This window comes from Sulfitobacter sediminis, from assembly GCF_040811725.1.
In the GTDB taxonomy this organism is placed as follows: domain Bacteria; phylum Pseudomonadota; class Alphaproteobacteria; order Rhodobacterales; family Rhodobacteraceae; genus Sulfitobacter; species Sulfitobacter sediminis.
Genome location: NZ_JBFNXX010000002.1, coordinates 227,689 through 253,759 on the forward strand (window position 1 = coordinate 227,689; position 26,071 = coordinate 253,759).

The 26,071-nt window shown below is 63.2% G+C and carries 28 protein-coding genes, 1 tRNA gene and 1 pseudogene; 15 read left to right on the forward strand and 15 right to left on the reverse strand.

Annotation, left to right across the window (positions count from 1 at the left end; translation table 11 throughout):
- Positions 1–181: 181 nt before the first annotated feature.
- Positions 182–1,021 (reverse strand): AAA family ATPase, encoded by an 840-nt coding sequence (locus tag AB2B41_RS03670; RefSeq protein WP_367876389.1) that lies wholly within the window; start codon positions 1,019–1,021, stop codon positions 182–184.
- A gap of 180 nt (positions 1,022–1,201) precedes the next feature.
- Between AB2B41_RS03670 and dksA the strand changes: the two genes are divergently transcribed.
- On the forward strand, positions 1,202–1,624 hold the full coding sequence (dksA, locus tag AB2B41_RS03675; protein WP_367876390.1) for an RNA polymerase-binding protein DksA: 423 nt from the start codon (positions 1,202–1,204) through the stop codon (positions 1,622–1,624).
- A 154-nt stretch (positions 1,625–1,778) separates the two neighbouring features.
- Positions 1,779–2,963, forward strand: a complete 1,185-nt coding sequence (locus AB2B41_RS03680; protein ID WP_367876391.1) for an FAD-dependent monooxygenase — start codon at positions 1,779–1,781, stop codon at positions 2,961–2,963.
- Positions 2,964–3,022: 59 nt separating this feature from the next.
- Here AB2B41_RS03680 and xth read toward each other — a convergent pair whose 3' ends face one another.
- Positions 3,023–3,805 (reverse strand): exodeoxyribonuclease III, encoded by a 783-nt coding sequence (gene xth / locus AB2B41_RS03685; protein WP_367876392.1) that lies wholly within the window; start codon positions 3,803–3,805, stop codon positions 3,023–3,025.
- 365 nt (positions 3,806–4,170) lie between these two features.
- On the opposite strand from xth, the gene AB2B41_RS03690 reads away from it, so the two are divergent.
- Together AB2B41_RS03690 and AB2B41_RS03695 are read left to right on the forward strand one after the other, a co-directional pair.
- Positions 4,171–4,458, forward strand: coding sequence for a hypothetical protein (locus AB2B41_RS03690; RefSeq protein WP_367876393.1), 288 nt, complete (start codon positions 4,171–4,173; stop codon positions 4,456–4,458).
- Between the two features lie 73 nt (positions 4,459–4,531).
- Positions 4,532–5,596, forward strand: a pseudogene (locus AB2B41_RS03695) (DUF6902 family protein).
- A 16-nt stretch (positions 5,597–5,612) separates the two neighbouring features.
- On the opposite strand, the gene AB2B41_RS03705 reads toward AB2B41_RS03695, so the two are convergent.
- Positions 5,613–5,936, reverse strand: coding sequence for a HesB/IscA family protein (locus AB2B41_RS03705; RefSeq protein ID WP_367876396.1), 324 nt, complete (start codon positions 5,934–5,936; stop codon positions 5,613–5,615).
- An 82-nt stretch (positions 5,937–6,018) separates the two neighbouring features.
- Here AB2B41_RS03705 and AB2B41_RS03710 point away from each other — a divergent pair, with 82 nt between their 5' ends.
- The 7 genes from AB2B41_RS03710 (at position 6,019) to AB2B41_RS03740 (ending at position 12,845) form a co-directional block, all read left to right on the forward strand.
- The gene (locus AB2B41_RS03710) at positions 6,019–7,179 is read left to right on the forward strand and encodes a deoxyguanosinetriphosphate triphosphohydrolase (protein WP_367876397.1); all 1,161 of its coding nucleotides are present in this window, start codon (positions 6,019–6,021) and stop codon (positions 7,177–7,179) included.
- A gap of 71 nt (positions 7,180–7,250) precedes the next feature.
- Complete coding sequence (gene argS, locus AB2B41_RS03715) at positions 7,251–8,996, forward strand: arginine--tRNA ligase (RefSeq protein ID WP_367876398.1); 1,746 nt, start codon at positions 7,251–7,253, stop codon at positions 8,994–8,996.
- Between the two features lie 173 nt (positions 8,997–9,169).
- Positions 9,170–10,063, forward strand: coding sequence for an SPOR domain-containing protein (locus tag AB2B41_RS03720; RefSeq protein ID WP_367876399.1), 894 nt, complete (start codon positions 9,170–9,172; stop codon positions 10,061–10,063).
- A complete protein-coding gene (gene nagZ / locus AB2B41_RS03725; RefSeq protein WP_367876400.1) occupies positions 10,063–11,067 on the forward strand; it encodes a beta-N-acetylhexosaminidase in 1,005 nt (334 codons plus the stop codon). The genes AB2B41_RS03720 and nagZ overlap by 1 nt, the downstream gene beginning before the upstream one ends.
- A complete protein-coding gene (locus AB2B41_RS03730) occupies positions 11,060–11,854 on the forward strand; it encodes a segregation and condensation protein A (RefSeq protein WP_367876401.1) in 795 nt (264 codons plus the stop codon). Before nagZ ends, AB2B41_RS03730 begins: the two co-directional genes overlap by 8 nt.
- Positions 11,838–12,503 carry an SMC-Scp complex subunit ScpB gene (gene scpB / locus AB2B41_RS03735; RefSeq protein WP_367876402.1) on the forward strand — a complete coding sequence of 222 codons (666 nt, stop codon included), beginning with the start codon at positions 11,838–11,840 and terminating at the stop codon, positions 12,501–12,503. Before AB2B41_RS03730 ends, scpB begins: the two co-directional genes overlap by 17 nt.
- Positions 12,504–12,581: 78 nt before the next feature.
- A complete protein-coding gene (locus tag AB2B41_RS03740; RefSeq protein WP_367876403.1) occupies positions 12,582–12,845 on the forward strand; it encodes a hypothetical protein in 264 nt (87 codons plus the stop codon).
- A 9-nt stretch (positions 12,846–12,854) separates the two neighbouring features.
- Here the strand turns inward: AB2B41_RS03740 and AB2B41_RS03745 are convergent, their stop codons facing one another.
- From AB2B41_RS03745 to AB2B41_RS03780, 8 genes are all read right to left on the reverse strand, one after another.
- The gene (locus AB2B41_RS03745; protein WP_367876543.1) at positions 12,855–13,928 is read right to left on the reverse strand and encodes a 2'-deoxycytidine 5'-triphosphate deaminase; all 1,074 of its coding nucleotides are present in this window, start codon (positions 13,926–13,928) and stop codon (positions 12,855–12,857) included.
- Positions 13,929–13,998: 70 nt separating this feature from the next.
- Positions 13,999–14,075: transfer RNA gene (locus AB2B41_RS03750), tRNA-Pro, on the reverse strand.
- A gap of 66 nt (positions 14,076–14,141) precedes the next feature.
- The gene (locus AB2B41_RS03755) at positions 14,142–15,071 is read right to left on the reverse strand and encodes a MerR family transcriptional regulator (protein ID WP_367876404.1); all 930 of its coding nucleotides are present in this window, start codon (positions 15,069–15,071) and stop codon (positions 14,142–14,144) included.
- A gap of 4 nt (positions 15,072–15,075) precedes the next feature.
- On the reverse strand, positions 15,076–15,378 hold the full coding sequence (ihfA, locus tag AB2B41_RS03760) for an integration host factor subunit alpha (protein ID WP_367876405.1): 303 nt from the start codon (positions 15,376–15,378) through the stop codon (positions 15,076–15,078).
- A 100-nt stretch (positions 15,379–15,478) separates the two neighbouring features.
- Entirely contained in the window at positions 15,479–16,450 is a 972-nt protein-coding gene (locus AB2B41_RS03765; RefSeq protein ID WP_367876406.1) for a beta-ketoacyl-ACP synthase III, read from the reverse strand.
- A complete protein-coding gene (gene plsX / locus AB2B41_RS03770) occupies positions 16,447–17,538 on the reverse strand; it encodes a phosphate acyltransferase PlsX (RefSeq protein ID WP_367876407.1) in 1,092 nt (363 codons plus the stop codon). The genes AB2B41_RS03765 and plsX overlap by 4 nt, the downstream gene beginning before the upstream one ends.
- A gap of 45 nt (positions 17,539–17,583) precedes the next feature.
- Positions 17,584–17,790, reverse strand: a complete 207-nt coding sequence (gene rpmF, locus AB2B41_RS03775; protein WP_367876408.1) for a 50S ribosomal protein L32 — start codon at positions 17,788–17,790, stop codon at positions 17,584–17,586.
- Positions 17,791–17,983: 193 nt separating this feature from the next.
- Positions 17,984–18,535 carry a YceD family protein gene (locus AB2B41_RS03780; protein WP_367876409.1) on the reverse strand — a complete coding sequence of 184 codons (552 nt, stop codon included), beginning with the start codon at positions 18,533–18,535 and terminating at the stop codon, positions 17,984–17,986.
- A gap of 91 nt (positions 18,536–18,626) precedes the next feature.
- Between AB2B41_RS03780 and AB2B41_RS03785 the strand changes: the two genes are divergently transcribed.
- From AB2B41_RS03785 to AB2B41_RS03795, 3 genes are all read left to right on the forward strand, one after another.
- On the forward strand, positions 18,627–19,091 hold the full coding sequence (locus AB2B41_RS03785; RefSeq protein WP_367876410.1) for an outer membrane protein assembly factor BamE: 465 nt from the start codon (positions 18,627–18,629) through the stop codon (positions 19,089–19,091).
- Positions 19,092–19,139: 48 nt separating this feature from the next.
- Positions 19,140–19,880, forward strand: a complete 741-nt coding sequence (locus AB2B41_RS03790) for a GNAT family N-acetyltransferase (protein WP_367876411.1) — start codon at positions 19,140–19,142, stop codon at positions 19,878–19,880.
- A 64-nt stretch (positions 19,881–19,944) separates the two neighbouring features.
- The gene (locus tag AB2B41_RS03795; protein ID WP_367876412.1) at positions 19,945–21,756 is read left to right on the forward strand and encodes an ABC-F family ATP-binding cassette domain-containing protein; all 1,812 of its coding nucleotides are present in this window, start codon (positions 19,945–19,947) and stop codon (positions 21,754–21,756) included.
- On the opposite strand, the gene AB2B41_RS03800 is transcribed toward AB2B41_RS03795, so the two are convergent.
- The gene (locus tag AB2B41_RS03800; RefSeq protein ID WP_367876413.1) at positions 21,753–22,580 is read right to left on the reverse strand and encodes a GNAT family N-acetyltransferase; all 828 of its coding nucleotides are present in this window, start codon (positions 22,578–22,580) and stop codon (positions 21,753–21,755) included. The two genes, AB2B41_RS03795 and AB2B41_RS03800, sit on opposite strands and share 4 nt — an antisense overlap.
- Positions 22,581–22,633: 53 nt before the next feature.
- Positions 22,634–23,884, reverse strand: a complete 1,251-nt coding sequence (tyrS, locus tag AB2B41_RS03805) for a tyrosine--tRNA ligase (protein WP_367876544.1) — start codon at positions 23,882–23,884, stop codon at positions 22,634–22,636.
- 87 nt (positions 23,885–23,971) lie between these two features.
- Here tyrS and AB2B41_RS03810 point away from each other — a divergent pair, with 87 nt between their 5' ends.
- Positions 23,972–25,087, forward strand: coding sequence for an anhydro-N-acetylmuramic acid kinase (locus AB2B41_RS03810; protein WP_367876414.1), 1,116 nt, complete (start codon positions 23,972–23,974; stop codon positions 25,085–25,087).
- Here the strand turns inward: AB2B41_RS03810 and AB2B41_RS03815 are convergent.
- Complete coding sequence (locus AB2B41_RS03815; RefSeq protein ID WP_367876415.1) at positions 25,084–25,503, reverse strand: cupin domain-containing protein; 420 nt, start codon at positions 25,501–25,503, stop codon at positions 25,084–25,086. The two genes, AB2B41_RS03810 and AB2B41_RS03815, sit on opposite strands and share 4 nt — an antisense overlap.
- Positions 25,500–26,015: a GNAT family N-acetyltransferase gene (locus AB2B41_RS03820; RefSeq protein WP_367876416.1), complete on the reverse strand. Its 516-nt coding sequence runs from the start codon at positions 26,013–26,015 to the stop codon at positions 25,500–25,502. Before AB2B41_RS03820 ends, AB2B41_RS03815 begins: the two co-directional genes overlap by 4 nt.
- Positions 26,016–26,071 lie beyond the last annotated feature (56 nt).

Below are 26,071 nucleotides of genomic sequence, written 5' to 3' on the forward strand. Positions count from 1 at the left end.
CATAACTGCCTGCCTGCCCTTTTATGAGCTTTGGATTTCAGGTCTTGTCGCCGTCCATCCGGTCCACAGTAGGGAGCAATTAAGGCAAATTTGGGGCAATGGCCGCATAACTGGCAGTTGTACCGGGCGAAGGCCCGCTACCGGACCCCGTCATCACGAAAGCGTGTTCGACTTCAGGTGCTTAGCGCTGTCCGCGGGCCATGAAGGCAAGCCGCTCGAAGAGGTGCACGTCCTGTTCGTTCTTCAAAAGCGCCCCGTGCAGCTTGGGAAGGGCGCTGGCCCCGTCTTTCTTGAGATCGGCCGCGTCCAGGTCCTCGGCCAGCAACAGTTTCAGCCAGTCGAGCACTTCCGAGGTCGACGGCTTCTTCTTCAGGCCCTGCTGGTCTCGGATCTCGTAGAACTGCGTCAGCGCCGTTGTGAGCAACTGCTCCTTGATGCCCGGATGATGCACCTCGACGATCTGCTTGAGCGTTTCCATGTCGGGAAAGCGGATGTAGTGAAAGAAACAGCGGCGCAGGAAGGCGTCGGGCAGCTCTTTCTCGTTGTTGGAGGTGATGATGACGATGGGCCGCTGTTTCGCCTTGATGGTCTCGCCGGTCTCGTAGACAAAGAATTCCATCTTATCAAGCTCTTGCAAGAGGTCGTTGGGGAATTCAATGTCCGCCTTGTCGATCTCGTCGATCAGCAGAACGACCTTTTCGTCGGACTCGAACGCCTCCCAGAGCTTGCCCTTGCGGATGTAGTTCTTGACGTCGTGCACCCGCTCTTCACCCAGCTGGCTGTCGCGCAACCGGCTCACCGCATCGTACTCGTATAGCCCCTGCTGCGCGCGGGTCGTGGACTTGATGTTCCACTCGATCATCCGCAGCCCCAGCGCGTTCGACACCTGCTTGGCCAGCTCCGTCTTGCCGGTACCTGGCTCGCCCTTGACGAGCAGCGGCCGCTCAAGCGTCACGGCGGCGTTGACGGCGATGGTCAGGTCGTCGGTGGCGACGTAATCGGCGGTGCCTTGGAACTTCATCTGCGAATTTACCTTCTGTCACAACGGGGTGCGCGGGGATGCGCGTCGCCGCCTTTAACCAAAAATCAAAGGGATTGTGTAGTGACAATTCAAAGTCGCTAGGGTAGACGCAGCCGCAAGGGGCGGACTCGGGGAGAGGGGTCTCGAATGCCAGGACTGAAAACTGTTGAGGGACAAGAGATGAAGCAGGAAGTTTTCCTGCCGGACGATTATTCGCCGGCTGAGGACGAACCGTTCATGAACGACAGGCAACTGGAATACTTTCGCCGCAAGTTGTTGAACTGGAAAGCAGAACTGATCGAAGGCAGCCGCGATACCATCGAAGGGCTGCAGGACGGAACCCGGAACATTCCCGATGTAGCCGATCGGGCGTCCGAGGAAACCGACCGCGCGCTGGAGCTGCGCACCCGTGACCGCGCGCGCAAACTGGTCGCCAAGATCGACGCGGCGCTTCGTCGCATCGACGATGGCGAATTCGGCTATTGCTCGGTTACCGGCGAGCCGATTTCGCTCAAGCGGCTGGACGCGCGCCCGATTGCAACCATGAGCCTCGAAGCACAGGAAAAGCACGAGCGTCGCGAGAAGGTTCACCGCGACGACTGATCAATTCTGAGGCAGCAGATTTCGAGAAGCGCCAGAGAACGGTCTTTGGCGCTTTTCTTTTTGTTCAGGACAAGTCCAGGCGCCATAATCGGAGCGGGCACGGGGCGGGGCCGAAGCACCTGAAGTGCTGTCGCGTCACAGGCATGGAGCAGCCATGAATATCTCGAACGCTATTGTCGTCGGCGGCGGTATCGGCGGGTTGGCCGCTGCCACCGCCCTTGCGCGCAAGAGGGTCGCCGTGACCCTGATCGAACGCGCCCCCGCTTTCGAGGAGATCGGCGCGGGACTGCAGATCAGTCCCAATGGTCTAGCCGTGTTACGTACCCTTGGGCTCGAACATCGGTTGAAGGCAAAGGGCGCGGTGGCGGCGCGGGCGGTCGTGTTGCGCGATCACGCACAGGGCGCGCAGGTGGCGCGGCTCGACCTGCGTCGGTTACGGCCTGACCAGCATTACTATTTCATGCACCGTGCCGATCTGGTCGACGTTCTGGCCGAAGCGGCCAAGCGCGAGAACGTCACCATCGAGCTTGGTGCGCAGGTCGCGAGCATCCGTCCCGGTGCCGTGCCCCAAGTGCAGCTTGCCGATGGCGGAACACGGCGGGCCGAGCTTGTCGTCGCGGCAGACGGCATCCACTCCGTGGCCCGGCCGGTTCTGAATGGACCCGACAATGCCCGTTTCTCGGGACAGGTCGCCTGGCGTGCGGTGGTCCCGAACACCTTCGATCATCCGCCGGAGGCACATGTGCACATGGGGCCGGGTTGCCATCTGGTCAGCTATCCGCTGCGGGGCGGTGCCCTGGTCAATCTTGTTGGCGTGTCAGAGCGGGCTGAGTGGGCCGAGGAAGGTTGGCACCACGCGGACGACCCGGAGCACATGCGCGGGGCATTCGAAGGGTTCGGGGGGGTCGCCGGCGATATGATTGCGGCGGTAAGGAACGTCACGCTCTGGGGCTTGCACCTTCATCCGGTCGCGGGAACCTGGGTGCAGGATGGCGTTGCGCTGATGGGGGACGCTGCCCATCCCACCTTGCCCTTTCTCGCGCAGGGGGCGAACCTCGCGTTGGAGGACGCCTGGTGCCTCGCCGCGCTTGCCGCTGAAGGGGAGGGGGATTGGCTGACCGCCTACCAGGCGCGGCGGTTGCCACGTGCACGGCGGGTGATTGCAGCGGCGGCACGGAACGCCTGGCGCTACCATCTCCGTCCCGGACCGGCTCGTGCGGTGGCGCACCTTGGCCTGCGCACCCTTAGTCGCCTGGCGCCGGGCCGCTTGGTGGGGGCCTACGATTGGCTCTACGGTCATGATGTGACCCGAGACAAGGCGCATAAGGCGGGTCGTTAGACCGCGAAAGAGGAGACAGGTTTCGTGCAGACGGCGCGCGCGGGGATCGCTTGCAGTGCTCAGATATCCAGTTCGATCCAGACCGGCACGTGGTCCGAAGGCTTCTCCTTGCCGCGCACGTCCCTGTCGATCTGGCAGTCCTTGAGCCGGTCCGCACAGGCAGGGCTGAGCAGGAAGTGGTCGATGCGGATGCCGTCGTTCTTGTTCCAGGCGCCTGCCTGATAATCCCAGAAACTGTAGTGTCCTGGACCCTGCGTGCGGGCGCGAAAGGCGTCGGTCAGACCTAGGTTGACGATCCGCCTGAAAGCGGTGCGGGCCTCCATCCGGAAGAGAGCGTCGTCCCGCCAGGCATCGGGGCGGGCAGCGTCTTCGGCCTGCGGAATGATATTGTAGTCCCCTGTCATCAGGAAAGGTGTCTCCTCGTCCAACAGGGCCCGTGCACGTCCCTCCAACCGCGCCATCCAGTCCAGCTTGTAGTCGAACTTGGGCCCCGGCGCGGGATTGCCGTTGGGCAGGTAGAGACCGCAGATACGCAAGGCGTCCTTTTCTCCGGTCACGGTCGCTTCGATCCAGCGCGCCTGGTCGTCGTCGGGATCGCCCGGAAGACCGCGGCTGACATCTTCAAGCGGATACTTCGATAGCAAGGCAACGCCGTTGAAAGACTTCTGGCCGTGGGTTTCCACGTTATAGCCGCGTTCCTCGAAAATCTCCGACGGGAAATTCTCATCCATCGACTTGATTTCCTGCAGGACAACGACATCTGGCTCTGCATCTGCCATCCACGCTGGCAGGGCGTCTATCCGCGCCTTGATCCCGTTGATGTTGAAGGTTGCGATCTTCATGGTGTGCCCCCCGATCCTGCGCCCCCGGTATCGCCCAAATGGTCGGTCAGGGCAACCTGGCGACGCCTGAACTTAAAGGCGATTCGATCCACATTTAATCAATCTATAGTTGAATATCTCCACTATCGGGCAAGGATTTACCCGATATCTTATCCAGATCGGGCCTGTTTAAAAGAATTTTAGTCTTGTGTGGATATCCCCGTTTCCCATTTTTCCGCGCCGCATTGCTTCCCGACCCTCCTGTGGGCGGCTTTCTGGATAGCTTCAGGGGCCAAAAAATCCACTTGTGGGGACCCTTTCGGCGGGTAATCGTTTTCTGAATGCAACTTCAAATTGCACTGCCAACAAAACGAAAGGGAACTGAAATGACTGCACTTGCACGTATCGAGACGATTGAAACCGCAATGCCGACGGCTGATCATGACAGCATGGACGCGGGCGCGGGCACCGACCTGTTTATCTCGGGGTCGGCCCCGGCGGGTGCCGACATGATGGCCGGCGACAGCATCGGGCTGTTCATCTCCGGTTCCGCCCCGGCGGGTACTGATATGAAGGCCGGTGAAGGGGCCGGCATGTTCATGCAAAGCGTGCTCGAGCAGACCCGGAGCCAGTCGGACGGCGACCATACCGGGCTTTTCATGCAGAGCGTCTGAGCCGCCAAGTGACCGCCATTGGGTCCGGTGCTTTGGCCCGGACCTGATTTCAGCCAACTGAGGGGGAATTCCCGTGTCCAATGTCGTCGCATTTCCAAGAAGGGCTGCACCCGATCGGCAGCAGAACATCGCGGCCTTGCTCGAAAACGTCTGTCTCAACCGTCGTTCGCCGGACGATGTATTCTGGCTGAAGGAGAACGCAGAGCTTCTCAACCTGCTCGTCTCGATCAATGAGCCGGTCGCGCCTGCCGCCCTCTCACCTTTCGAAGGTTTCTACGAGGGGCTCGAGGAGCGTCTGAGGTTCTATCCGCAGTACTACCGTTTCTTCCTGTCGATCTGTCTTGATCTTGAGGACCTCGGCCTGAGGGGGGAGAAGGGCAAGAGCCTCTGCCTCTGGGCGGCCGCATCCGGCCTTGCGGGTGCGGAGCTGTCGGATTTGCAACGTGCCGAGGCGCGGCGTCTGCTGTCGCGGCGCGGCGAAGCTGAGCCGGTATCGGCAGGTGCCCTCGGAGAGCGGCTGCGGCGTTTCGTGGAACGCTCCCAGACCTTCGCGATCCCCAACAAGAAAGCCGCCTACGAGCTGACGCATATCGTCTATTACCTTTCGGAATACGGGCGAACCGATCCCGGCCTGAGTGAAGCCGCGCTGACCAGCCTTGAGTTCACCGGAATCCTTGCCTTTATCGACCAGAATTACGATCTGCTGGCCGAGATCTGCACCGCGATCGACTTTGCCGGCGGTACCCCCAGCCCGATCTGGCGAAAGGCCGTGGCCGACGCGCATGTCGCCATCCGCCCCGAAGCCGCCGAGCGCGGACCCGCGGCCCATGATGCCTATCACACCTACCTCGTCACCGGCTGGTCCCAGGCGGTTTCTGGCGGAGGTTGTTTCGATGCGGAAATTACCCCGGGGCCCTTTCGGTTCGTCGATGACACGCGCTCTTCGGGGGTCCTGCGTGCGTTGTCGGAATGCCTCTAAGATCTCAAGGGCGCGCGGAGAGGCGACTGGTCGGGTATGAAGGGCAGGGTGGTGCCCTATCTCGATGCCACAAGTCGCGCGATCCTGCAGGAGGCGGAAGCTTCATCGGAGAGGTTTGACAGCTTTTTCGCCGACTTCGCCCGCGCCTCGGGCGAATAGTTGCCCGGGGGCAAGCCTACATCGAGAAGGACGTGCCGCAGCCGCAGGAAGACGTGGCGTTCGGATTGTCGATGACAAAGCGCGCGCCGATCAGTTCCTCGGAGAAGTCGATGACGGCATTGGCGAGAAACGGCAATGACACGCTATCAACCACGACCTTCTCACCGCCGCCCTCAAGCACGAGGTCATCATCCTTTGGCTCATCGAGGTCGATCTCGTACTGAAACCCGGAACAGCCGCCGCCCTCGACCGCGACGCGCAGCGCTTTGCCCTGTCCGGCGGCGCCGATCTCGGCCAGCCGTTCAAAGGCGCGGGGGGTGACTTTGGGCGGGAGATTCATCCGTGGCTCCGGTCCTGCGGTTTCAATCGTTCGATGATCCTAATATAGAAAGCGGCGGGACAGGCCACAAGGACCAGCCGCGATGCGCGCACCTTATGCCTCGGATCCGGCCACCGCCATGGGACGGCGGGTGCCGGAAGAGGAAAGCACTTTCCGTTCCTGTTACCAGCGGGACCGGGACAGGATCATTCATGCCAGCGCCTTTCGGCGGCTCAAGCACAAGACGCAAGTCTTTGTGGAGCACGAAGGCGACTATTTCCGCACGCGGCTCACGCACTCAATCGAAGTCGCCCAAGTGGCGCGCACGATCGCGGGGGCGCTGGGACTGAATGGCGAACTGACCGAAGCGGTGGCACTGGCCCACGACCTTGGCCATACGCCTTTCGGACACACGGGCGAGGATGCGCTGCACGCGCTCATGGCCCCCTATGGCGGTTTCGATCACAACGCGCAGGCGATCAAGATCGTCACCTCTCTGGAACGGCATTACGCGGAATTCGACGGGCTGAACCTGACGTGGGACACGCTGGAGGGTATAGCCAAGCACAACGGGCCCGTGACGGGCGATCTCCCCTATGCCCTGGCGGAGTACAACGCGGTGCATGATCTGGAGTTGCACACCCATGCCAGCGCCGAGGCGCAGGTGGCGGCCCTTTCGGATGACATCGCATACAACAACCACGATCTGCATGACGGATTGCGCGCAGGGCTCTTCAGCGAGGACGAGATTGCCACGCTGCCACTGGTGCGGCCAGCCTATGCCGAGGTAGACCGGCTTTATCCCGAGACCGACAGCTACCGGCGCAGACACGAGGCGCTGCGACGGGTCTTCGGGATGATGGTGTCCGACGTGATCGAGACCTCGCGGGGACTGCTTGAAGGCTCCGGCGCGGCGTCGGCATCCGAGATCCGGCACCTGGGGCGGCCGGTGATCCGTTTCTCGGACCAGATGTGGCGGGACATCAGCGAAATCCGAAGTTTTCTCTTCAAACGCATGTACCGTGCGCCCTCGGTCATGGTGAAACGGGCCGAAGTCACCCGTATCGTCGAGGACCTCTTTCCGCTGTTTCTTGAGACGCCGGATCTTTTGCCGCGGCATTGGGCGAAACAGATTGCCGAAGCGGCCCAGGACCGCACGACGCTTGCGCGGATGGTGAGCGACTACATTGCCGGCATGACCGACCGTTTCGCCTATGCCGAGCACGCGCGCCTCATCGGTGGAGGCGCGTCCCTGTCCGCGTGACAGGTCGGCTACGCCGCCTGATTGACTGCCCCCCACCAGATGATACATGGGCAGCAACAAAGGAAGACACCATGAACATCTTTGCCGAAATCCGCGACCTGATCCTTGCCACGCTCGATGACATGGTGCGCGCGGGCGATTTGCCCGAGGGGCTGAACACCGACGCGATCACCACCGAACCGCCCCGCGATGCCGCCCACGGCGACATGGCGACCAACGCCGCGATGGTGCTGGCCAAGCCCGCAGCCATGAAACCCCGTGACATTGCCGACGCGCTGGCGGGACGGCTGGCCCAGGATGCGCGGATCACCTCCGCCGAAGTGGCGGGGCCGGGGTTCCTCAACGTGCGGCTTGCGCCATCTGTCTGGCAGGGGATCGTCGGAGCTGTGCTGGCACAAGGGACCGATTTCGGCCGGGCGACCCTGGGGCAGGGCAAGCGGGTGAACGTCGAATACGTCTCTGCCAACCCGACGGGCCCGCTGCACGTCGGTCACACGCGCGGCGCGGTCTTTGGCGACGCGCTGGCAAGTCTGCTGGACTTTGCGGGCTACGACGTGACCCGCGAATACTACATCAACGATGGCGGTGCGCAGGTCGATGTGCTCGCCCGCTCCGTCTACCTTCGCTACCAGGAGGCGCATGACCTCTCCGTCGACTGGCCCGAGGGCAGCTATCCGGGTGACTACCTGATCGAAGTGGGCGAGGCGCTGAAGGCCAAGGTGGGGGACAAGTATCTCGACAAGGGCGAGCAATATTGGCTTGAAGATATTCGTGAATTCGCAACGGATCGGATGATGGACCTCATCCGCGAAGACCTTGCGGCCCTCGGTGTCGAGATGGACGTGTTCTTCTCCGAAAAGTCCCTCTACGGCACCGGACGGATCGAGGCCGCACTTGATAACCTGCGCGGCAAGGGCCTGATCTACGAAGGCGTGCTGGAGCCGCCAAAGGGCAAGACCCCCGAGGATTGGGAACCGCGCGAGCAGACGCTTTTCAAATCCACCGCCCACGGTGACGACGTGGACCGTCCGGTCAAGAAGTCCGACGGCTCCTGGACCTATTTCGCCCCCGACATCGCCTACCACTACGACAAGGTGCAGCGCGGCTTCGATGCGCTGATCGACGTCTTCGGGGCCGATCACGGCGGCTATGTAAAGCGCATGAAGGCCGCCGTAAGCGCGCTGTCGGACGGCAAGGTGCCGCTCGACATCAAGCTGACGCAGCTGGTGAAGCTCTTCAAGAACGGCGAGCCCTTCAAGATGTCGAAGCGGGCAGGGACCTTCGTCACCCTGCGGGACGTGGTCGATCAGGTGGGCCCGGATGTCACCCGTTTTGTGATGCTCACCCGCAAGAACGACGCGATGCTCGATTTCGACTTCGACAAGGTGCTGGAGCAAAGCCGCGAGAACCCGGTGTTCTACGTGCAATACGCCCACGCCCGCGTGGCCTCCGTCCTGCGCAAGGCAGAGGAGGCGGGGATCACCGCAGATGACGCGACGCTGGCCAAGGCCGATCTCGGCCTGCTCGATCACGAGGCGGAACTGGCGCTGCTGCGCAAGCTTGCCGAATGGCCACGTCTGATCGAAACCGCCGCGCGCACGAACGAGCCGCACCGCGTGGCCTTCTACCTCTACGAACTGGCGGGCGACTTCCACGGCCTGTGGAACAAGGGCAACGAGGTCACCTCGCTGCGCTTCATCCAGGAGGGCGATGCAGCGACCTCTCAGGCAAAAATCGCGCTTGCGCGGGCCACGGCGATTGTAATTGCGGCGGGTCTTGGTATTCTCGGGGTCACTCCGGCGCAAGAGATGCGATAACGCACGGGCCGCGCCGCACACAGGCAACTCCGGACCAGACCCGCAGGGCAATGTACCCGGTGGGCGACGAGGCAACGATGGCAGACTTAACCTCTTCCCCCATGACGGGGACGCATTCCTATGATCCCGTCCCGACACGGCAACCGAATGCCGCGACCAACCAATTGGTAACATTGACGAATATTTCGGGTGCGCTGGTGTCGCTGGCACTTGTGATCGGGATCGGCATCTGGGGATACAAACTGCTGGTGCGGGACGTAAGCGGCATCCCAGTGGTGCGCGCGGCCAGCGGCGAGATGCGCGTGCGCCCCGAGGAGCCGGGCGGCGAACTGGCGCGCCATCAGGGCCTGTCGGTGAACGCCGTGGCTGCGGAGGGCGTTGCGGCGAAACCTGCCGACCGTCTGATCCTTGCTCCCAAGCCGCTCGATCTGACCGAGGACGACCATGTCACGCCCGCCGCGATGGTTGCCACAGCGCAACAGGACCAGGCTGCGCCCGCACCGGTGGACCAGACAGAGATCGCTGAGGCACTGGAGACCGGAAACGTCGAGGAGCTGGTCGCCCAGCTGACCGCCGGTGTCGCGCCCATCGCCGAGACCGAAGCGGAGGTGGAGAAGGTTGTCGCGACCGTGGCCGAGACCGTCGCGGCCGAAGTCAGTGCCGCTGAACGGCAGGTGGCCGCCCTTCTTGATGCGCCGGGGGTTCGTCATTCCGTCCGGCCCCGTATCCGTCCTGCCATCCCCGCGGAAGTGACACAGGCCGCGTTGACAGCCGAAACGCCGCAAAGCGTCGAGGTCGATCCGGCCAGCCTGCCTGCGGGCACGCGGCTGGCGCAGCTTGGCGCCTTTGACAGCCCCGAGGTGGCGCGGCAGCAGTGGGATCAGCTGATGACGCGGTTCGATGCCTATCTTGCCGACAAGAAGCGCATCGTGCAGGAGGCCCGCAGTGGCGGACGCACCTTCTACCGCCTGCGCGCCATGGGCTTTGAAGATATCGCCGATGCGCGCCGCTTCTGCTCTGCCTTGGTCGCCGAAAACCAGGATTGCATCCCGGTGGTCACCCGCTGATGACCTTTGGCGCCACGATCATCGATGCAGATGGTCTGAGGCTTACGCCCGAGGAAAAGAAGCTCTTTCGTGAGGCCGACCCTTTCGGTTTCATTCTCTTTGCCCGCAATATCGACACGCCCGAACAGGTGCATGCGCTGTGCAGCGAGATGCGTGACGCGGTGGGGCGCGAGGCGGTGATCACGATTGATCAGGAAGGCGGGCGCGTTCAGCGCCTGCGTGCGCCGCACTGGCGCGAATGGCTGCCGCCGCTTGATCTGGTGGCCCGCGCGGGAAAGGAGGCCTCCCGCGCGCTCTACCTGATGTACCGGATCATCGCCGACGAATTGCACCGCCTCGGCATCGACAGCAACTGTGCGCCGACGCTTGATCTGGCTTGCGCGCAAACTCATCCCTTTCTGCGCAACCGCTGCCTCGGCAGCGATCCCCGGACCGTCGCCGCCCTTGGCCGTGCGGTGGGCGAGGCCATGCTCGCAGGCGGTGTCCTGCCCGTGATCAAGCACATGCCCGGCCACGGACGCGCCACCCAGGACACCCATTTCGAGCTGCCGACCGTGGATGTCCCCCCGGCGGAACTGCACCAGACCGACTTCGCCCCCTTCAAGGCGCTGAGGGATATGCCCATGGGCATGACCGCGCATCTGGTCTTTTCCCAGATCGACGAGGCGCCCGCCACGCTGTCACCCAGGATGATGCGCCTCATTCGCGAGGACATAGGCTTTGACAACCTCATCATGACCGATGACACCTCGATGAAGGCGCTGTCGGGCAGCCCGGCTGAAAAGGCCAGTGCTGCCATCGCGGCAGGCTGTGACGTGGTCCTCTTCTGCAACGCCCCGCTAAAGGACCGCCGCGCGGTCACCGAGGCTGCAGGTCGCATGACACCCATGGCACAGGCACGTGCCGAGCGGGCTCTGGCGATGCGGCAGCCCCCCGATGACGTTGACATTCCCGCACTCGAGCGCGAATTTGAAGCGCTTTTGGGCGAGGCAGGACATGGCTGAAACCACATTCGAGGAAGACACCGTCTCGGTCGCCGAAAGGCTGGCCGCCGAGGCGCTGATCGTCGATGTGGACGGCTTCGAGGGGCCTTTGGACCTGCTGCTGACGCTGAGCCGTACGCAGAAGGTGGATCTGCGAAAGATATCGGTGCTGCAGCTTGCCCGCCAGTACCTTGCCTTTGTGGAGAAGGCCAAGGCGCTTCGCCTCGAACTGGCCGCCGATTACCTCGTGATGGCCGCTTGGCTCGCTTTCCTGAAATCCCGCCTTCTGCTGCCGCCTGACCCCGAGGAGGAGGGCCCCTCCGGTGAAGAACTGGCCGCGCATCTGGCCTTTCAACTTGAACGCCTGCAGGCCATGCGCGATGCGGCGGCGCGCCTGATGGCGCGTGACCAACTGGGCCGCGACTTCTTTGCCCGTGGCCAGACCCGGGAGGTCGAACGGGTTCGCCGCGTGACCTATACGGCGACGCTGCTGGACCTGATGCAGGGCTACGCGCGGATCAGGACGCGGGACGACTTCCGTCCCTTCGTGATGGACCGGGACGCGGTTTTTACCATGGAGCAGGCGCTGGAGCGGATGCGGGGGTTGATCGGTTTTGCGGGTGACTGGGGCGATCTGATGAGCTTCCTGCCCGAAGGATGGGAAGCCGATCCGGCCCGGCGCCGCTCGGCCACGGCATCGACCTTCGCGGCCTCGCTCGAACTGGTCAAGGAAGGGCATCTGGAAATCAGGCAGAGCGAGACCTTTGCACCGATCCAATTGCGGAAAAGGGATGAGCCGCGTGGCTGAAGATATTGAAGAAAAAGAAGAAAGCCTGTTCGAAGCTCCCCCGATGGCCGAGCAGGAGCGCATGGTCGAGGCGGTGCTCTTCGCGACTTCCGAACCGATTACGTTGAGGGATCTGGAAGCGCGCATGCCACACGGCTGTGATGCCGGCGAGGCGATCGTGCATCTTCGCAAGCGCTACGAAGGGCGCGGGGTGCAGGTGGTCAAGGTGGGTGACGGCTATGCCATGCGCACCGCACCTGACCTTGGATTTCTGATGCAGAAAGAGACGGTCGAGGTGCGCAAGCTGAGCCGCGCAGCGATCGAAACGCTGGCCATCATCGCCTACCACCAGCCGGTCACCCGGGCAGAGATCGAGGAAATCCGGGGGGTTTCCGTGTCGCGCGGAACCGTTGACCAACTGCTTGAGCTGGAATGGATCCGTTTCGGGCGCCGCAAGATGACCCCGGGCCGCCCGGTCACATTCGTTGTCACGCAGCCCTTCCTCGACCACTTCGGCCTGGAAAGCGCGCGCGACCTGCCGGGCCTCAAGGAATTGCGCGCAGCAGGCCTTCTCGAAAACCGGCCGCCGCCGGGGTCGCTGCCGATCTTGGGCGAAGGGGAGGAAGAGGAGGAAAGCACCGAGGGCCAGTCGGAGCTTTTCGAGGATTGATGCGGATGATCGCATCCGCCGCCTGAAAATCGCCTCAATTTTCGCTATGGTGCCGCGTGAGGCAAGAAGGATCAGTCAATGAACCAGATCATCAACATGATTATCCGGCAGGTGACGCGTCAGTTGATCAGTCGCGGCATCAATGCCGGTTTCGACAAGATGGGGCAGATGAATGCACAACGCCGAACGCTGGATCTTCCGCCCGATGCGTTGGACGAGAATGGCAATCCGGTGGAACCGCAGATAAGCCGCGAGGAGCGCCGTCAGCAGAAGCTCGCGCGCCAGCAGGCGAAGCGGGCGAAACAGTCGATGAAGGCGATGCGCAAGATTACCCGTTTCTGACAGGTTTGCTCAGCTCTTGAAATGCTTGGACAGCTTCAGGCCCTGTCCCTGGTAGTTCGATGCCAGTTCCGCACCGTAGAGCTGCGTGGGCTCTTCCAGCATGCGCTCGTAAACCAGCCGCCCGACGACCTGTCCGTGTTCAAGCACGAAAGGCGCCTCGTGACACCGCACCTCCAGAACCCCGCGCGAGCCTGAGCCGCCAGCAGCGGCGTGACCGAAGCCCGGATCGAAGAACCCGGCATAGTGCACGCGGAATTCGCCCACCATGGCAAGGTAGGGGGCCATCTCGGCGGCATAGCCGGGTGGGATCGTGACCGCCTCGCGGCTGACGAGGATGTAGAAGGCGCCGGGATCGAGGATGATCTGGCCGTTCGCCGTGTGCACTTCTTCCCAGTATTCGGCGGGTTCGTAGTGCCCGATATTGTCGAGGTCGATCACGCCGGTGTGCGGTTTGGCCCGGTAGCCCACGAGCGTCGTATCCGGCAGCCGCAAATCGACGGAAAAGCCGAGGCCCTCATCTATGACCGCTTCACCATCGACCAGTGGTATCTCCGCGTGAAGCGCCTTCAAGGCCGCATCGTCCAGCACGGCATTGCCCTTGCCAAAGCGGATCTGGTTGAGCCGCATGCCCGGTCGTACCAGCACCGAGAAAGAGCGTGGACAGATCTCGGCGTAGAGTGGCCCCTCGTAGCCTGCTGCGATCCGGTCGAATTCGGCCCCGCCATCGGTGATGGTGCGAGTCAGCAGATCGAGCCTGCCGGTGGAGCTCTTGGCGTTTGCCACTGCGGAGATATCGTCGGGAAGCGCGAGGCTTTCCATCAAAGGCACGACGTAGACGCAGCCTTTTTCCAGTACCGCACCGCCGGTCAGATCGACCCGGTGCATTTCGAACTCGCGTAGTCGGTCGGCGACCTTTGCACCGTGTCCGGCAAGGAAGGAGGCGCGCACGCGGTAGGCAACGGTGCCAAGACGCAGATCAAGGCTTGCGGGCTGAATTTGCTCAGCAATTACCGCCGGGTCTGCTGTGATCTCGCCGGTATCGATCATCTGCGAAATCAGTTGGTTGGGGATCACGCCCGGCATGATCGGCATCCTTTGCAAAAGCCAAACGCCCGCGTCCCATTTGGACGGCGGGCGTTTGTGGAATGTCGGTTGGTCGGGCTAGCAGGACTTGAACCTGCGACCTTCCGTCCCCCAGACGGACGCGCTACCAGGCTGCGCCATAGCCCGACATGAGCGGTTACATACCTGATCTTGTCAGGTGTGCAAGAGGGAAGTGCCCGGCCTTGCATGGGTTCAGTCAATTGGTCCCGGATGGGCGCCGGGCTTGCGGCGCGCGGCCATCTTGTCCCGCAAGGCTGTGAGCTTTTCGAGATGCGGGCCGATTTCCTCGGCCTGCGCCCGGGTCAATCCGCGGGTCCGCGCCGCGAAGGTCAATGCGCCGGGAGAGACCGCGATATCCGCGACGGGAGTGATCGGGGGCATGTCAATATTGCGCGGCCTGGGAGGCGCTGGGGCCTCGGGCTCCACCGGTTCCGCCTCCGCTGAAACCGGCTCCTCGGCCGCAGGGGGCGGCGGGTTGTCGGTCTCCGAGGGAGGTTCGGCCATGGGGCGACGCAGGAAGGCGGGCAGTTTCGCGGCGGTCGCGGGCGTATCTTCCGTATCCGGCGTGGCCTCGGTGCCAGCCCGTGCGGCGCTTTCATCGGCTTCGGTGGAGCCCGATGCTTCGGCCTGGGGTTCAGGAACGTCATCCGTTTCCGGGGTTTCCGGCTCTGGCTGCGCGGCTTTGGCGGCGGTTACGGATTGCGCCGCGCCTTCGTCCTCTTCTTCTTCCGTATCCGTTTGCGGCGCACCGCTGTCGAATCTCAGGACGACCCCTGTCTCCTCGGTGTCCTCGGGGACAACTTCGATGAAGGGCGTCTCATCTTGTTCCTCGACCTCCGTCTGGTCATCGAGCGGCGGTGACAGCGCGATCACATGGCTGATCCCTTCCTCGCGCAGGATCTTCTGGACACCCTTGATGGTCAGCCCATCCTCGTGCAGTAACTTCCTGATTCCGCCCAGTAAAAGCATGTCGTTCGGCCGATAGTACCGACGCCCGCCCGCGCGTTTCACCGGCTTTACCTGGCTGAACTTGCTTTCCCAGAAACGCAAGACATGCGCTTGGATACCGAGCCAGTCGGCGACTTCGGAAATGGTGCGGAAGGCGTCCGGCGATTTGGCCATCGGATCAGGACTTGTTGCCGTCGGCGACCCGGTCTTTCATCAGGTGCGACGGGCGGAAGGTGAGCACCCGGCGCGGGTTGATCGGCACTTCCTCTCCGGTCTTGGGGTTGCGGCCCACGCGGGCCGTCTTGTCCCGGACCGAGAACGTCCCGAAGGAGGATATCTTGACCTGTTCGCCTGCGACCAGGGCGTCGGACATATGTTCCAACACCGACTCGACCAGTTGTGCGCTTTCGTTGCGTGACAGGCCGACTTCGCGGAACACCGCTTCGCTCAGGTCCATGCGTGTGAGTGTCTTGTTCGCCATGCCGTCCCCCCGAAAACCTTTGCGACACCTTAGACGGCACGAATTTTCAGAGTCAATATCAATGACTTGGGCAGGCGTCTTTATGCACAGCCCGTGGGGGTCACCAGCGCAGGACCACAGCCCCCCAGGCAAGCCCGCCACCGATGGCTTCGGTTACGATCAGATCGCCCTTCTTGATCTGACCCCGATCCCGTCCGACCGAGAGTGCGAGCGGGATGGATGCCGCCGATGTATTGCCGTGATCCTGGACGGTGACGACCACCTTATCCATGGGCAGATCGAGCTTTTTCGCGGTGCCCTGGATGATGCGGATATTGGCCTGATGCGGCACGATCCAGTCGATGTCGGTCGGCTGAACGCCCGCCCGTTCCATCGCGCGGGTTGCCGTATCGGCCAGTTTGCCCACCGCGTGGCGGAACACCTGGTTGCCCTGCATCCGCAGATAGCCGGTCTGTCCCGTGCTGACGCCGCCGTCGACGTAAAGCAGATCGCGGTAGCGTCCGTCGGAATTGAGATCGGTCGAGAGGATGCCCCGATCCTCGGGCGTCCCCTTGCCGTCCTGCGCTTCGAGCAGGACCGCGCCCGCGCCATCGCCGAACAGCACGCAGGTCGTCCGGTCCGTCCAGTCCATGATCCGACTGAAGGTCTCTGCCCCGATGACCAGCACGCGCCTGGCCTGGCCCGAGACGATGAGCGCGTTGGCGTTGCTGAGGGCAAAGACGAAACCGGCGCAGACCGCCTGCACATCGAAGGCAAAGCCGCCGGACATGCCCAGTTGTGATTGCACCATGGTCGCGGCCGAAGGGAATGTCAGATCGGCGGTAGAGGTCGCGAGGATGATGGCATCCACGTCATCAACTGACACGCCCGCGTCTTCCAGCGCGGCCCGGGCGGCGGCGGTCGCCATGGACGAGGTGGTCTCCCCCTCGGCGGCGAAATGGCGGCGCTCGATGCCGGACCGGCTGCGGATCCACTCATCGTTTGTGTCCAGCGTTTTCTCGAACTCGGCGTTCTCGACCACGCGCGTGGGCAGGTAATGGCCGCAGCCTATGACGACGGCACGGATATTCATTCGGCCTTCTCCTCTGCCGGTAATGTGGCGGCGACACGGGCGGCCAGCTTGTCATTGAATTGGTTCTGCGACAACTGGGCGGCCAGCTTGATCGCGGCCGAAACCCCGGTTGCATCCGCCGACCCGTGTGATTTGACCACGGTGCCGTTGAGCCCGAGGAAAACCCCGCCGTTCACGCGGCGGGGGTCGATCTTGATCCGCAGGCGTTGCAGCGACGGATAAGCCAGCACCGACGCGATGCGTGACCAGAGCGAATAGCTGAAGGCCTCGCGCAGGCGGTGGCCCACCAGGCTTGCCGTGCCTTCGCCGGTCTTGATCGCGACGTTGCCGGTGAAACCGTCGGTGACGATCACATCCGCCACGTCGCCAGATATGTCACCGCCCTCGACGAATCCGACGAACTCGAAGGCGGCGTCGTCCTCATGCGCACGAATCAGGTCGTAGGCTTCTTTCAGCTCGGTCCGGCCCTTGTGTTCCTCCGTGCCCACGTTCAGCAGGCCGACGCGGGGGCGTTTGATGTCCATCCCGTTGCGCGCGTACGAAATGCCCATCAGGGCAAAGCGCATCAGGTCGTCGGCATCGGCGCGTACATCGGCACCCACGTCGAGCATCACGTTGAAACCCTGCGGATTGGACGATGGATAAAGCACCGCGATGGCGGGCCGGTTCACCCCTTCAAGCTTGCGCAGGCGTATCATCGACAGCGCCATGAGCGCGCCGGTATTCCCGCAGGAGACGGCGACGGCGGCCTCGCCGGTGCGCACGGATTCAATGGCGGACCACATGGAGGTGTCCCTGCCGGTGCGCACAACGTGGCTTGGCTTGTCGTCCATGGTGACGACATCCGTCGCATGACGGATTTCGCAGAGCCCGTTCAGCTCGGGCGTCTTGGCCACAAGCGGTTCGAGCTGCGCGGCGTCTCCATGCAGCACGAAAGCGATGTCAGGATTGACCTTGGCAGACAAAGAACACCCGGCAACCACGGCTGCCGGGCCCTTATCACCCCCCATGGCGTCCACGGATATCAGGGTGCGCCCTTCGCTTTGGGCGTTGGCCTTCGCTTTGTTATGATCGGTCAAAGCCGTCACTTGTGCGAATGCCCCATATGATCACTGCGAAAACCTGCGCCTAAATTAGGCTGCGTCGTCTTCCAGGTCGATTTCTTCCGTCAGCGCCACGACCTCGTTGTCGTCGTAGTGGCCGCAGGCCGCACAGATGTGGTGCGGGCGCTTCAGCTCCCCACAGTTGGAGCATTCGTTTGGGTTCGCAGCGCTCAGCGAATCGTGCGCGCGGCGGTTGTTGCGGCGCGACTTGGAAACTTTGTTCTGCTGGACAGCCATGTCTGGTGCCTTCGTGGTTCGGGGGGCAAGGGCCGCAAGGCCATCAAACCCCATGTTTCGTTCTACCCCGGTCGGGTGTCCCGCCGCTTTAGGCAAAGCCGCGTGCCTTGTCCAACCTTAATTGGGATGAGGGCGGCAAAATACTGTGAAAAACGCGAACCGCAAGCGGTTATTTCAACCTGGTTCGGATGGTTCAGTCGTTGTCCTTTTCCAGCTTGTCCTTAAAGGCTGCGAGGCCCGCGAAAGGCTTTGCATCCTCGCCTGTCATCGGCGCCTCGCCCGGCTTGGTATAGACCATCTGCCCCAGTTCAGCCGCGTCCTTGCGCGGATAGTCAGGGATCGCCAGCGCCAGCGCTTCCTCCATCACCTGACCGGGGTCGATCCAGGCCCCCAAAGGCTCGGCGGTATCGTCTTCGGGCATTTCGGCCTCTGGCTCATCGGGATCCTTATAGTCGCGCAGGTAGCGGCGGGTAACATCCACGTCGATGCGCGTCGTCACCGGTTCCAGCGTGACCACGCACGGCTGCACGACCGTAGCACCCAGCTTGCCCTCGAGCATCCAGTCGCTTTTGCCCAGCGGCCTGAGCCGTCCTTCGAAGCGGAGCTTGCGCAGCGAAGTCACGTCGAGCGCCCGCGCCAGTTCGGCCAGTGCCTCGGCATCGGGTTTCAGGGCAAAGGCATGTTCGGCACTCTGGGACAGATCCGCCACGCGCAGCGCGGTATCGCTTGGGGCGTTACGGGCCATTTCTCGTTCGCTTTCGTTTCTTGAATACAACGGGCTGCATGGTGTATGCGGAATAAAAGCCAGATGTACCAAGGGCAAGAGGGCAGACAAGATGCGCAGCACCAGACGAGCGGGCCTTCGGGCGTTTCAGGTGGCCGCTCTTGCAATCGTGCTGGCCACGGCAGGCTGCTCTCCGCGGTTCAGCAACCATGGCTATATCCCCCCCGAGGAAGACCTCGAACTGATCGAAGTCGGCACCGATACGCGCGACACCGTGGCCGAGAAGGTAGGCGTGCCCTCGTCCTCGGGCGTTCTGACCAACAGTGGCTACTATTACGTTCGCATGCGCACCCGCGCCGTCGGCCCGCTTGCCCCGGAGGAAATCGACCGGCAGGTCGTCGCGATCAGTTTTGCCGACAACGGTGTCGTCACCAACGTCGAGCGTTTCGGATTGGAGCGCGGTCAGGTCGTGCCGATTTCCCGCCGGGTCACGGAATCCTCGGTCAGCAACAATTCCTTCCTGCGCCAGCTTCTTGGCAACATCGGGCGGCTCAACCCGGCTGCGCTTGGCGGCTGATGTCATGAGCCTGTCGTCTTTTGCGGCCATGAAGAGCGCGGCAAGAGGATGGAGACAGCCGTGCGGATCGACCTGACAAAAGGCAAATACCGGGCCAGAGAAGCTGCCGACGCCGCTGATGTCGAAGCGGCCCAGAGACTGCGTGCGCGTTGCTTCGGTCTCGACACCCCGATCGACAGGGATTCATTCGACCGCCAAAGCACACATATTCTTGTGGAAGACCTCGCTACAGGCGCGCTTGTCTGTTGCTACCGCCTGCTGGCGCTGGACGGTGCAAGCCTCAAACGATCCTACGCGGCACAATACTACGAGTTGAGCGCGCTGGAGAGCTACGAGGGACGGATGCTGGAACTGGGCCGTTTTTGCGTCGCCCCGGAACACCGTGATCCCGACATCCTGCGCGTCGCCTGGGCGGCGCTGACTGATGTGGTGGACCGCGAAGGCGTGCAGATGCTTTTTGGCTGCTCGTCCTTCGCCGGGATCGAGACAAGCGCATACCTCGATGCCTTCGCGATGCTGCGGGCCCGCCACGTGGGGCCGAAACGCTGGCTGCCACGGGTCAAGGCACCGGATGTCTTCCGCTACGCCGCGCGGCTGCGCCGCAAACCGGACGCTAAGAAAGCCATGCGCCGCATGCCGCCGCTGTTGCGTACCTACCTGCTGATGGGCGGGTGGGTCAGCGATCACGCGGTCGTGGACCGCCAGATGAACACGCTCCATGTCTTTACCGGGCTCGAGATCGGGGCGATCCCGGACAGCCGCAAGCGGCTGCTGCGCGCGCTGGTCTGAGATATTTCGGGCACCATGAAGGCGGTCCGTTGACCTTCGCGCGGGCGCGCATTAGCTGCGCCACATGGCGCGTACTCCGATCCTGCAACTGAACGACATTTCCCTGACCTTCGGCGGCGATCCCGTTTTCGAGGACCTCTCGCTTGTCGTGCAGCCGGGTGACCGTGTGGCCTTGGTCGGCCGCAACGGGTCGGGCAAATCGACCCTGATGAAGGTGATGGCCGGTCTGGTCGAACCCGACCGGGGGGAGGTGATCCGCGGCCCCGGCGTGTCCGTGGGCTACATGGAGCAGGACCCGGACCTGTCCGGCTACGAGACGCTGGGTGATTTCGCCGCTGCCGCGCTTGATCCGGGCGAGCTTTACAAGGTCGAACGCGCCGGCGAAGGGCTGAAATTCGACCCTGCGCGCCCGGTCGCCACGGCCAGTGGCGGCGAGCGGCGCCGGGCGGCCCTGGCGCGGCTGATGGCGGAAGAGCCGGAACTGATGCTGCTCGACGAACCTACGAACCATCTCGACATCGAGGCGATCCGCTGGCTGGAGGACGAGCTGAAGGATACGCGCACCGCCTTTGTCATCATCAGCCATGACCGGGCGTTCTTGCGTGAACTGACGCGTGCAACCCTCTGGATCGACAGAGGAATGGTGCGACGGCAGGAAAAGGGTTTTGCCGCTTTCGAGGAATGGCGCGACAAGGTCTGGGAAGACGAGGACATGCAGCGTCACAAGCTCAACCGCAAGATCAAGGCCGAAGCGCGGTGGGCGGTCGAGGGTATTTCGGCCCGGCGCAAGCGGAACATGGGCCGGGTGCGGGCGCTTCAGGACTTGCGGGCGGAACGCGCAGCCCAGATCAAACGGCAGGGCACGGCGGCAATGGCGCTGGAGGCCGGGCCGAAATCGGGCCGCAAGGTGATCGACGCCCGGAAGATATCGAAACGCTTCGGCGACAAGACGATCGTCAAGGATTTCTCGCTGACCGTTCAGCGCGGTGACCGTATCGCACTTGTGGGGCCGAACGGCGTGGGCAAGACAACGCTGCTGAACATGCTGATCGGACTTGAAGCGCCGGACAGCGGCACCGTGCAACTGGGCACGAACCTGCAACTGGCGCTGTTCGATCAGGCGCGTGCGCAGCTCGACGGCGATATGAGCCTCTGGGATTCGCTGACCGGCGATCCCGAGATGCGGGTGTCTGGCAAGGCCGACCAGGTGCTGGTGCGGGGCAGCCCTAAGCACGTGGTGGGGTATCTCAAGGAGTTCCTCTTCGACGAGGCACAGGCCCGTGCCCCCGTCCGGTCGCTCTCGGGGGGCGAGAAGGCGCGCCTGCTTCTGGCCAAGATCATGGCGCGGGAAAGCAACCTGCTGGTGCTGGACGAACCGACCAACGATCTTGACGTGGAGACGCTCGACCTGTTGCAGGACCTGTTGGGCCAGTACGACGGTACGGTGATTCTCGTCAGCCACGACCGGGATTTTCTGGACCGGGTGGCAGCCACGACCATCGCCATGGAAGGTGATGGGAAGGCGACGATCTACGCAGGCGGCTGGAGCGATTACCTGTCCCAGCGCGGGGATCAGGACGTCCCCGCGCCGGTAAGCGAAGCCAAAACAGCGGCCACGAGCAAGCCGGAGCAGAAAAAGTCTGCGAAACCGGGGTTGAGTTTCACCGAGAAACACCGCCTTGAAGCACTTCCGGCAGAGCTTGAGCGGCTGGAGGCGGAGATCGCGAAGCTTGAGGGATTGCTGGCCGATCCTGAGCTTTACAACCGCGAGCCGGTGAAATTCGACAAGGCAACCAAGGCTCTGGTCGAACGGCAGGAAAAACTGGCTGCCGCGGAAGAGGAATGGCTGACACTGGAGGAAAAGGCCGAATGCTAGCTTCTGGCCAATGGTCGCCAATAAAGGTGCGTCCCGCCCGTGGGGCAGATATCCGCGCCGGTGCGCAATTTGAACCGGACAAGGGCCGCAGGGGTGTCATCCAGAACCCCCAGGTCAATGCTTTCGCAGCCCTTTGCTGCTAGGTGCCGGGCGGCCTTCCAGAGAATGAGGTTATGCGCGCAAACCCGTCGTCCTGCATCACTGGTCAGGCCGATGTGATATGTGGCGTGCTGCCCGTGCGTCAGAAACAGCATTTGCGCAAGCACGCGCTTTCCGCAAAGGGCTTGAAACAGGTGGGTTTGGCTCGGGGAGACGTCGGCAAAGGAGGCGGTCAGGGCCGTGGGCCAACCCGCGTAGCGCCGCGCACGGGCCTGACGCGCGGCGGCGTCGAGGAACGGTTGGTCCTTTGGCAGGCGCAAGGGAGCAGGCCGAATGGAAATGGATTGCCTCTCGGCCTTGCGAAGCTGGTTCCGCCATTTCGGGTGCAGGCCCCGTCGAAGCGCCTCTCTACCAAGGTTGATAGACCAGACCGCGCGATTGCGGGGCGCCATGAGTTTCAAGGCGGGCGGGAGAGGGCAAGGCAGCTCCGGCGACAGGATCAGGGGCGCGCGGTGCAGACCGATGCCGTGCAACTGTTCCTGCAAATCGGCAGGCGGTGCGGCGCGGGGCAGCATGAGCACCGAAATACCGAGGACCCGGCGGCGGAGCAGAAGGTGGCCGGAGGGCAGCGAAACCGGGGTCTGGCCGCAGCGCCTCAGCGCCTCGGCAAAGGCGGCATCCTGCATCAGGGCAGATGAGGGCGAGGCGCACGTCGTATCGAACACGGGGGCCATCAAGGGCCCCCGATGGTTAAGACGGGGTTACCGGGCTGCTATCCCTAGCCGAGTTGCACCAGCGCGTGCCGCTTCTTGCCCGCACTCAGCTTGATCGGGTTTGCCAGCGCGGTCTTGTCGATGATCAGCCCCGGATTGGTCAGCGGCGCATCGTCCATTTTCGCACCGTTCTCGGCGATGAGGCGCTTGGCCTCCTTGCCGGAATTCGCAAGACCCGATTTCACGATCAGCTGCACAATCGAGATGCCGTCGCCGATTTCTTTCTCCGACAGGTGTAGCGTTGGCAGATCGTCCCCAATCCCGCCCTTCTCGAACACCTCGCGTGCGGTCGCCTCGGCAGCCGCAGCCGCCTCCGCCCCGTGCAGCAGCGTCGTGACCTCGTTCGCCAGACGGATCTTTGCCTCGTTGATCTCGGCGCCTTCCAGTGCGCCCAGCCGCTCGCATTCGTCCAGTGGCAGCTCTGTATAAAGCTTCAGGAACCGGCCCACGTCGGCGTCCGTCGTGTTCCGCCAGAACTGCCAGAACTCATAGGCGCTCAGCATGTCGGCATTGAGCCAGATGGCACCGGACTGGGATTTGCCCATCTTCTTGCCGTCCGAGGTGGTCAGAAGGGGCGAAGTCAACCCAAAGACTTCGTGGTCGATCACCCGGCGGGTCAGGTCGATGCCGTTGACGATATTGCCCCACTGGTCCGAACCGCCCATCTGCAGGATGCAGCCATAACGACGGTTCAGTTCGAGAAAGTCGTAGGCCTGCAGGATCATGTAGTTGAATTCGAGAAAGCTCAGCGATTGCTCGCGGTCGAGGCGCGATTTCACGCTCTCGAAACTCAGCATACGGTTGATCGAGAAATGCCGCCCGATGTCGCGCAGGAAATCGAGGTAGTTCAGCCCGTCCAGCCATTCCGCGTTGTTGATCATCATCGCGTCCGATGGACCGTCGCCGTAGGTGAGGTAGGCGCTGAAGACCTGCTTGATTCCGGCGATGTTCTCGTCGATCTGCTCGGGTCCCATCAGCGGGCGTTCGTCCGCGCGAAAGGACGGATCGCCCACCTTGGTCGTGCCGCCGCCCATCAGCGTGATGGGCTTGCCGCCGCACTTCTGCAGCCAGCGCAACATCATAATCTGGATGAGCGAGCCGACGTGCAGCGACTTGGCCGTCGCATCGAAACCGATATAGCCCGGCTGACCGCCCTTCAGCATGGCTTCATCCAGCCCCTGCAGATCGGTGCAATCGGCCAGAAAGCCGCGTTCCATCATGACGCGGATGAAATCCGATTTCGGGTGGTAGGTCATGGTCTCTTGCCTCAGCCGGTATTCGCGGGGCATCTATAGGCGCAAGCATGGCGAAGGGGAAGGCCCGCAAAGGGCCGGGGGCAGGCAATGAGCAGGGCAATCGGCAAGAAGGGTCCGCTGCGCGCCTTGGGCGTAATGTCGGGCACGTCTCTGGACGGCGTCGATGCCGCAATGGTCGAGACGGATGGCCATGACATCCTGTCTTTCGGCGAGACCGGGTATCGGCCATACAGCCCTGAGGAACGGGCGGTGATCGCGGCGGCCCTTGGCCAATGGCAAGGCGACGCGGTGCGGGCGGCGGCAGAGGTGGTGGAGGCGGCACATCTGGCACTTCTGGAGGGCTGGGACGGGGCCGATCTGATCGGTTTTCACGGACAGACCCTTGCCCATGCCCCGCGTACCCGTGGGACACTTCAGGTGGGCGATGGGGCGGTCTTGGCCGACCGTCTCGTGATCCCGGTGGTCTGGGACTTCCGCTCGTCCGATGTGGCGCTTGGCGGGGAGGGCGCGCCGCTTGCGCCGTTTTTCCATCACGCCTGCGCGCGCTTTGCCGGGCTCACCGAGCGGATCGGCTTTCTCAACCTCGGTGGCGTCGGCAACCTGACCCTTGTCGATCCCTCTATCGCCCGCCCAGAGGATGCGGGTGCCTTGCTGGCTTTCGATACCGGTCCCGCGAATGCACCCCTCAACGACCTGATGCAGGAGCGTCTGGGACAGGCGTATGACGAAGGCGGCAAGATGGCTGCGCGGGGGCAGGTGGAGCAGGGGGCGCTGGAGCTGTTCCTGGCCGAGCCCTACTTTGCACGGGTCCCGCCGAAATCACTGGACCGGAACGATTTTTCTGAGATGGTGTCGCTGGTGCGCGAGCTGTCTGACGCGGATGCGGCGGCCACGCTGACGGCGATGTGCGCGGCGGCGGTGGCACAGGCGATGGAGCATTGTCCGAGCCCGCCCGCGCGGGTGTTCGTCACCGGAGGCGGGCGGCACAATCCCGTGCTGATGCAGATGCTGGCGGTCAGCCTCGATTGTCCGGTCGCGCCTGTCGAAGAGATCGGCCTCGATGGCGACATGCTGGAGGCGCAGGCTTTCGGGTATCTGGCGGTGCGCGTGGCGCGCGGGTTGCCGACCTCCTGCCCAACGACCACAGGCGTGCGCGCGGCGGTGGGCGGTGGCACGGTGAGCCTGCCGTCTGAGTCGCGCTAACCGCGAGGGATGTCGAAACCCGGCGGCGCGAGGGTGAAGCCCTCGAAATGGAACCCGGGCGAGACGGTGCAACTGACCAGCGTGAAATCGCCCGTGCTGCGGGCGGCCTGCCAATGATTTTCCGGTACGATGATCTGTGGCGCGCCCTTCTCCAGGTCAGGGGTGAGCAGGTGGTCTATTGCCGGGCCGTTCTCTGTCCCGGACAGGCTCAGCACCAGCGGCGCGCCGGCGTGGTAGAGCCAGATTTCCGTGGCATCGACCCGATGCCAATGGCTTTGCTCGCCCGCCTTGAGCAGGAAGTAGATGCACGTGCCACTGGGACGGCCCGGACCTTCCGCCACCCAGGTCTGTCGAAAATGGCCGCCCTCGGGGTGCGGGGCGAGGTCACGATGGGCGATGATTTCGTCGGCGGTCATAGTTTCAGCTCAAAAAACAGAAGGTCTGGCAGCACGTCGTCGGGGATGGGTTGGTAGGGGCCGCGCAGGGAGAAACCAAGCCGGCTGTAGAGTGATTGCGCGGCGGCAAGGCTCTTGGAGGTATCGAGCACGATGCGGCTGTAACCATCCGTGCGGGCCTGTGCGATCAATGCCTCGCAAATCCCAGCCGCGATGCCCTTGCCCCGCGCCGCATCGGTGACAAAGACACGCTTGATCTCGGCAGTCTCGTGGGCGAGCGCATGGGTCATGCCGCAGCCTACAGCTGTGCCAGTCGCGTCGCGGGCCAAAAGGATGATGCCCTTGGGGCGTGCGTGCAGCCTTGGCAGATCGGCCATCAGCGCTTGATATTTCTCCGTCGGGTAAAAGGTCTCCGTGATCTCGCGGTCCCTTGGCGAGTTTCCCAGAAGGAAATCGCGGTAGGCCCAGCAGAGTTTACGGACCGCCTCGATATCGGCAGGGTCCTCGGCGGGCTGGATGCGGATGCCGGTCATGTGGCGCGCCACAGGGGCAGGGGACCCGGTGCCACAAACGGTTGTAACCCTCCTGT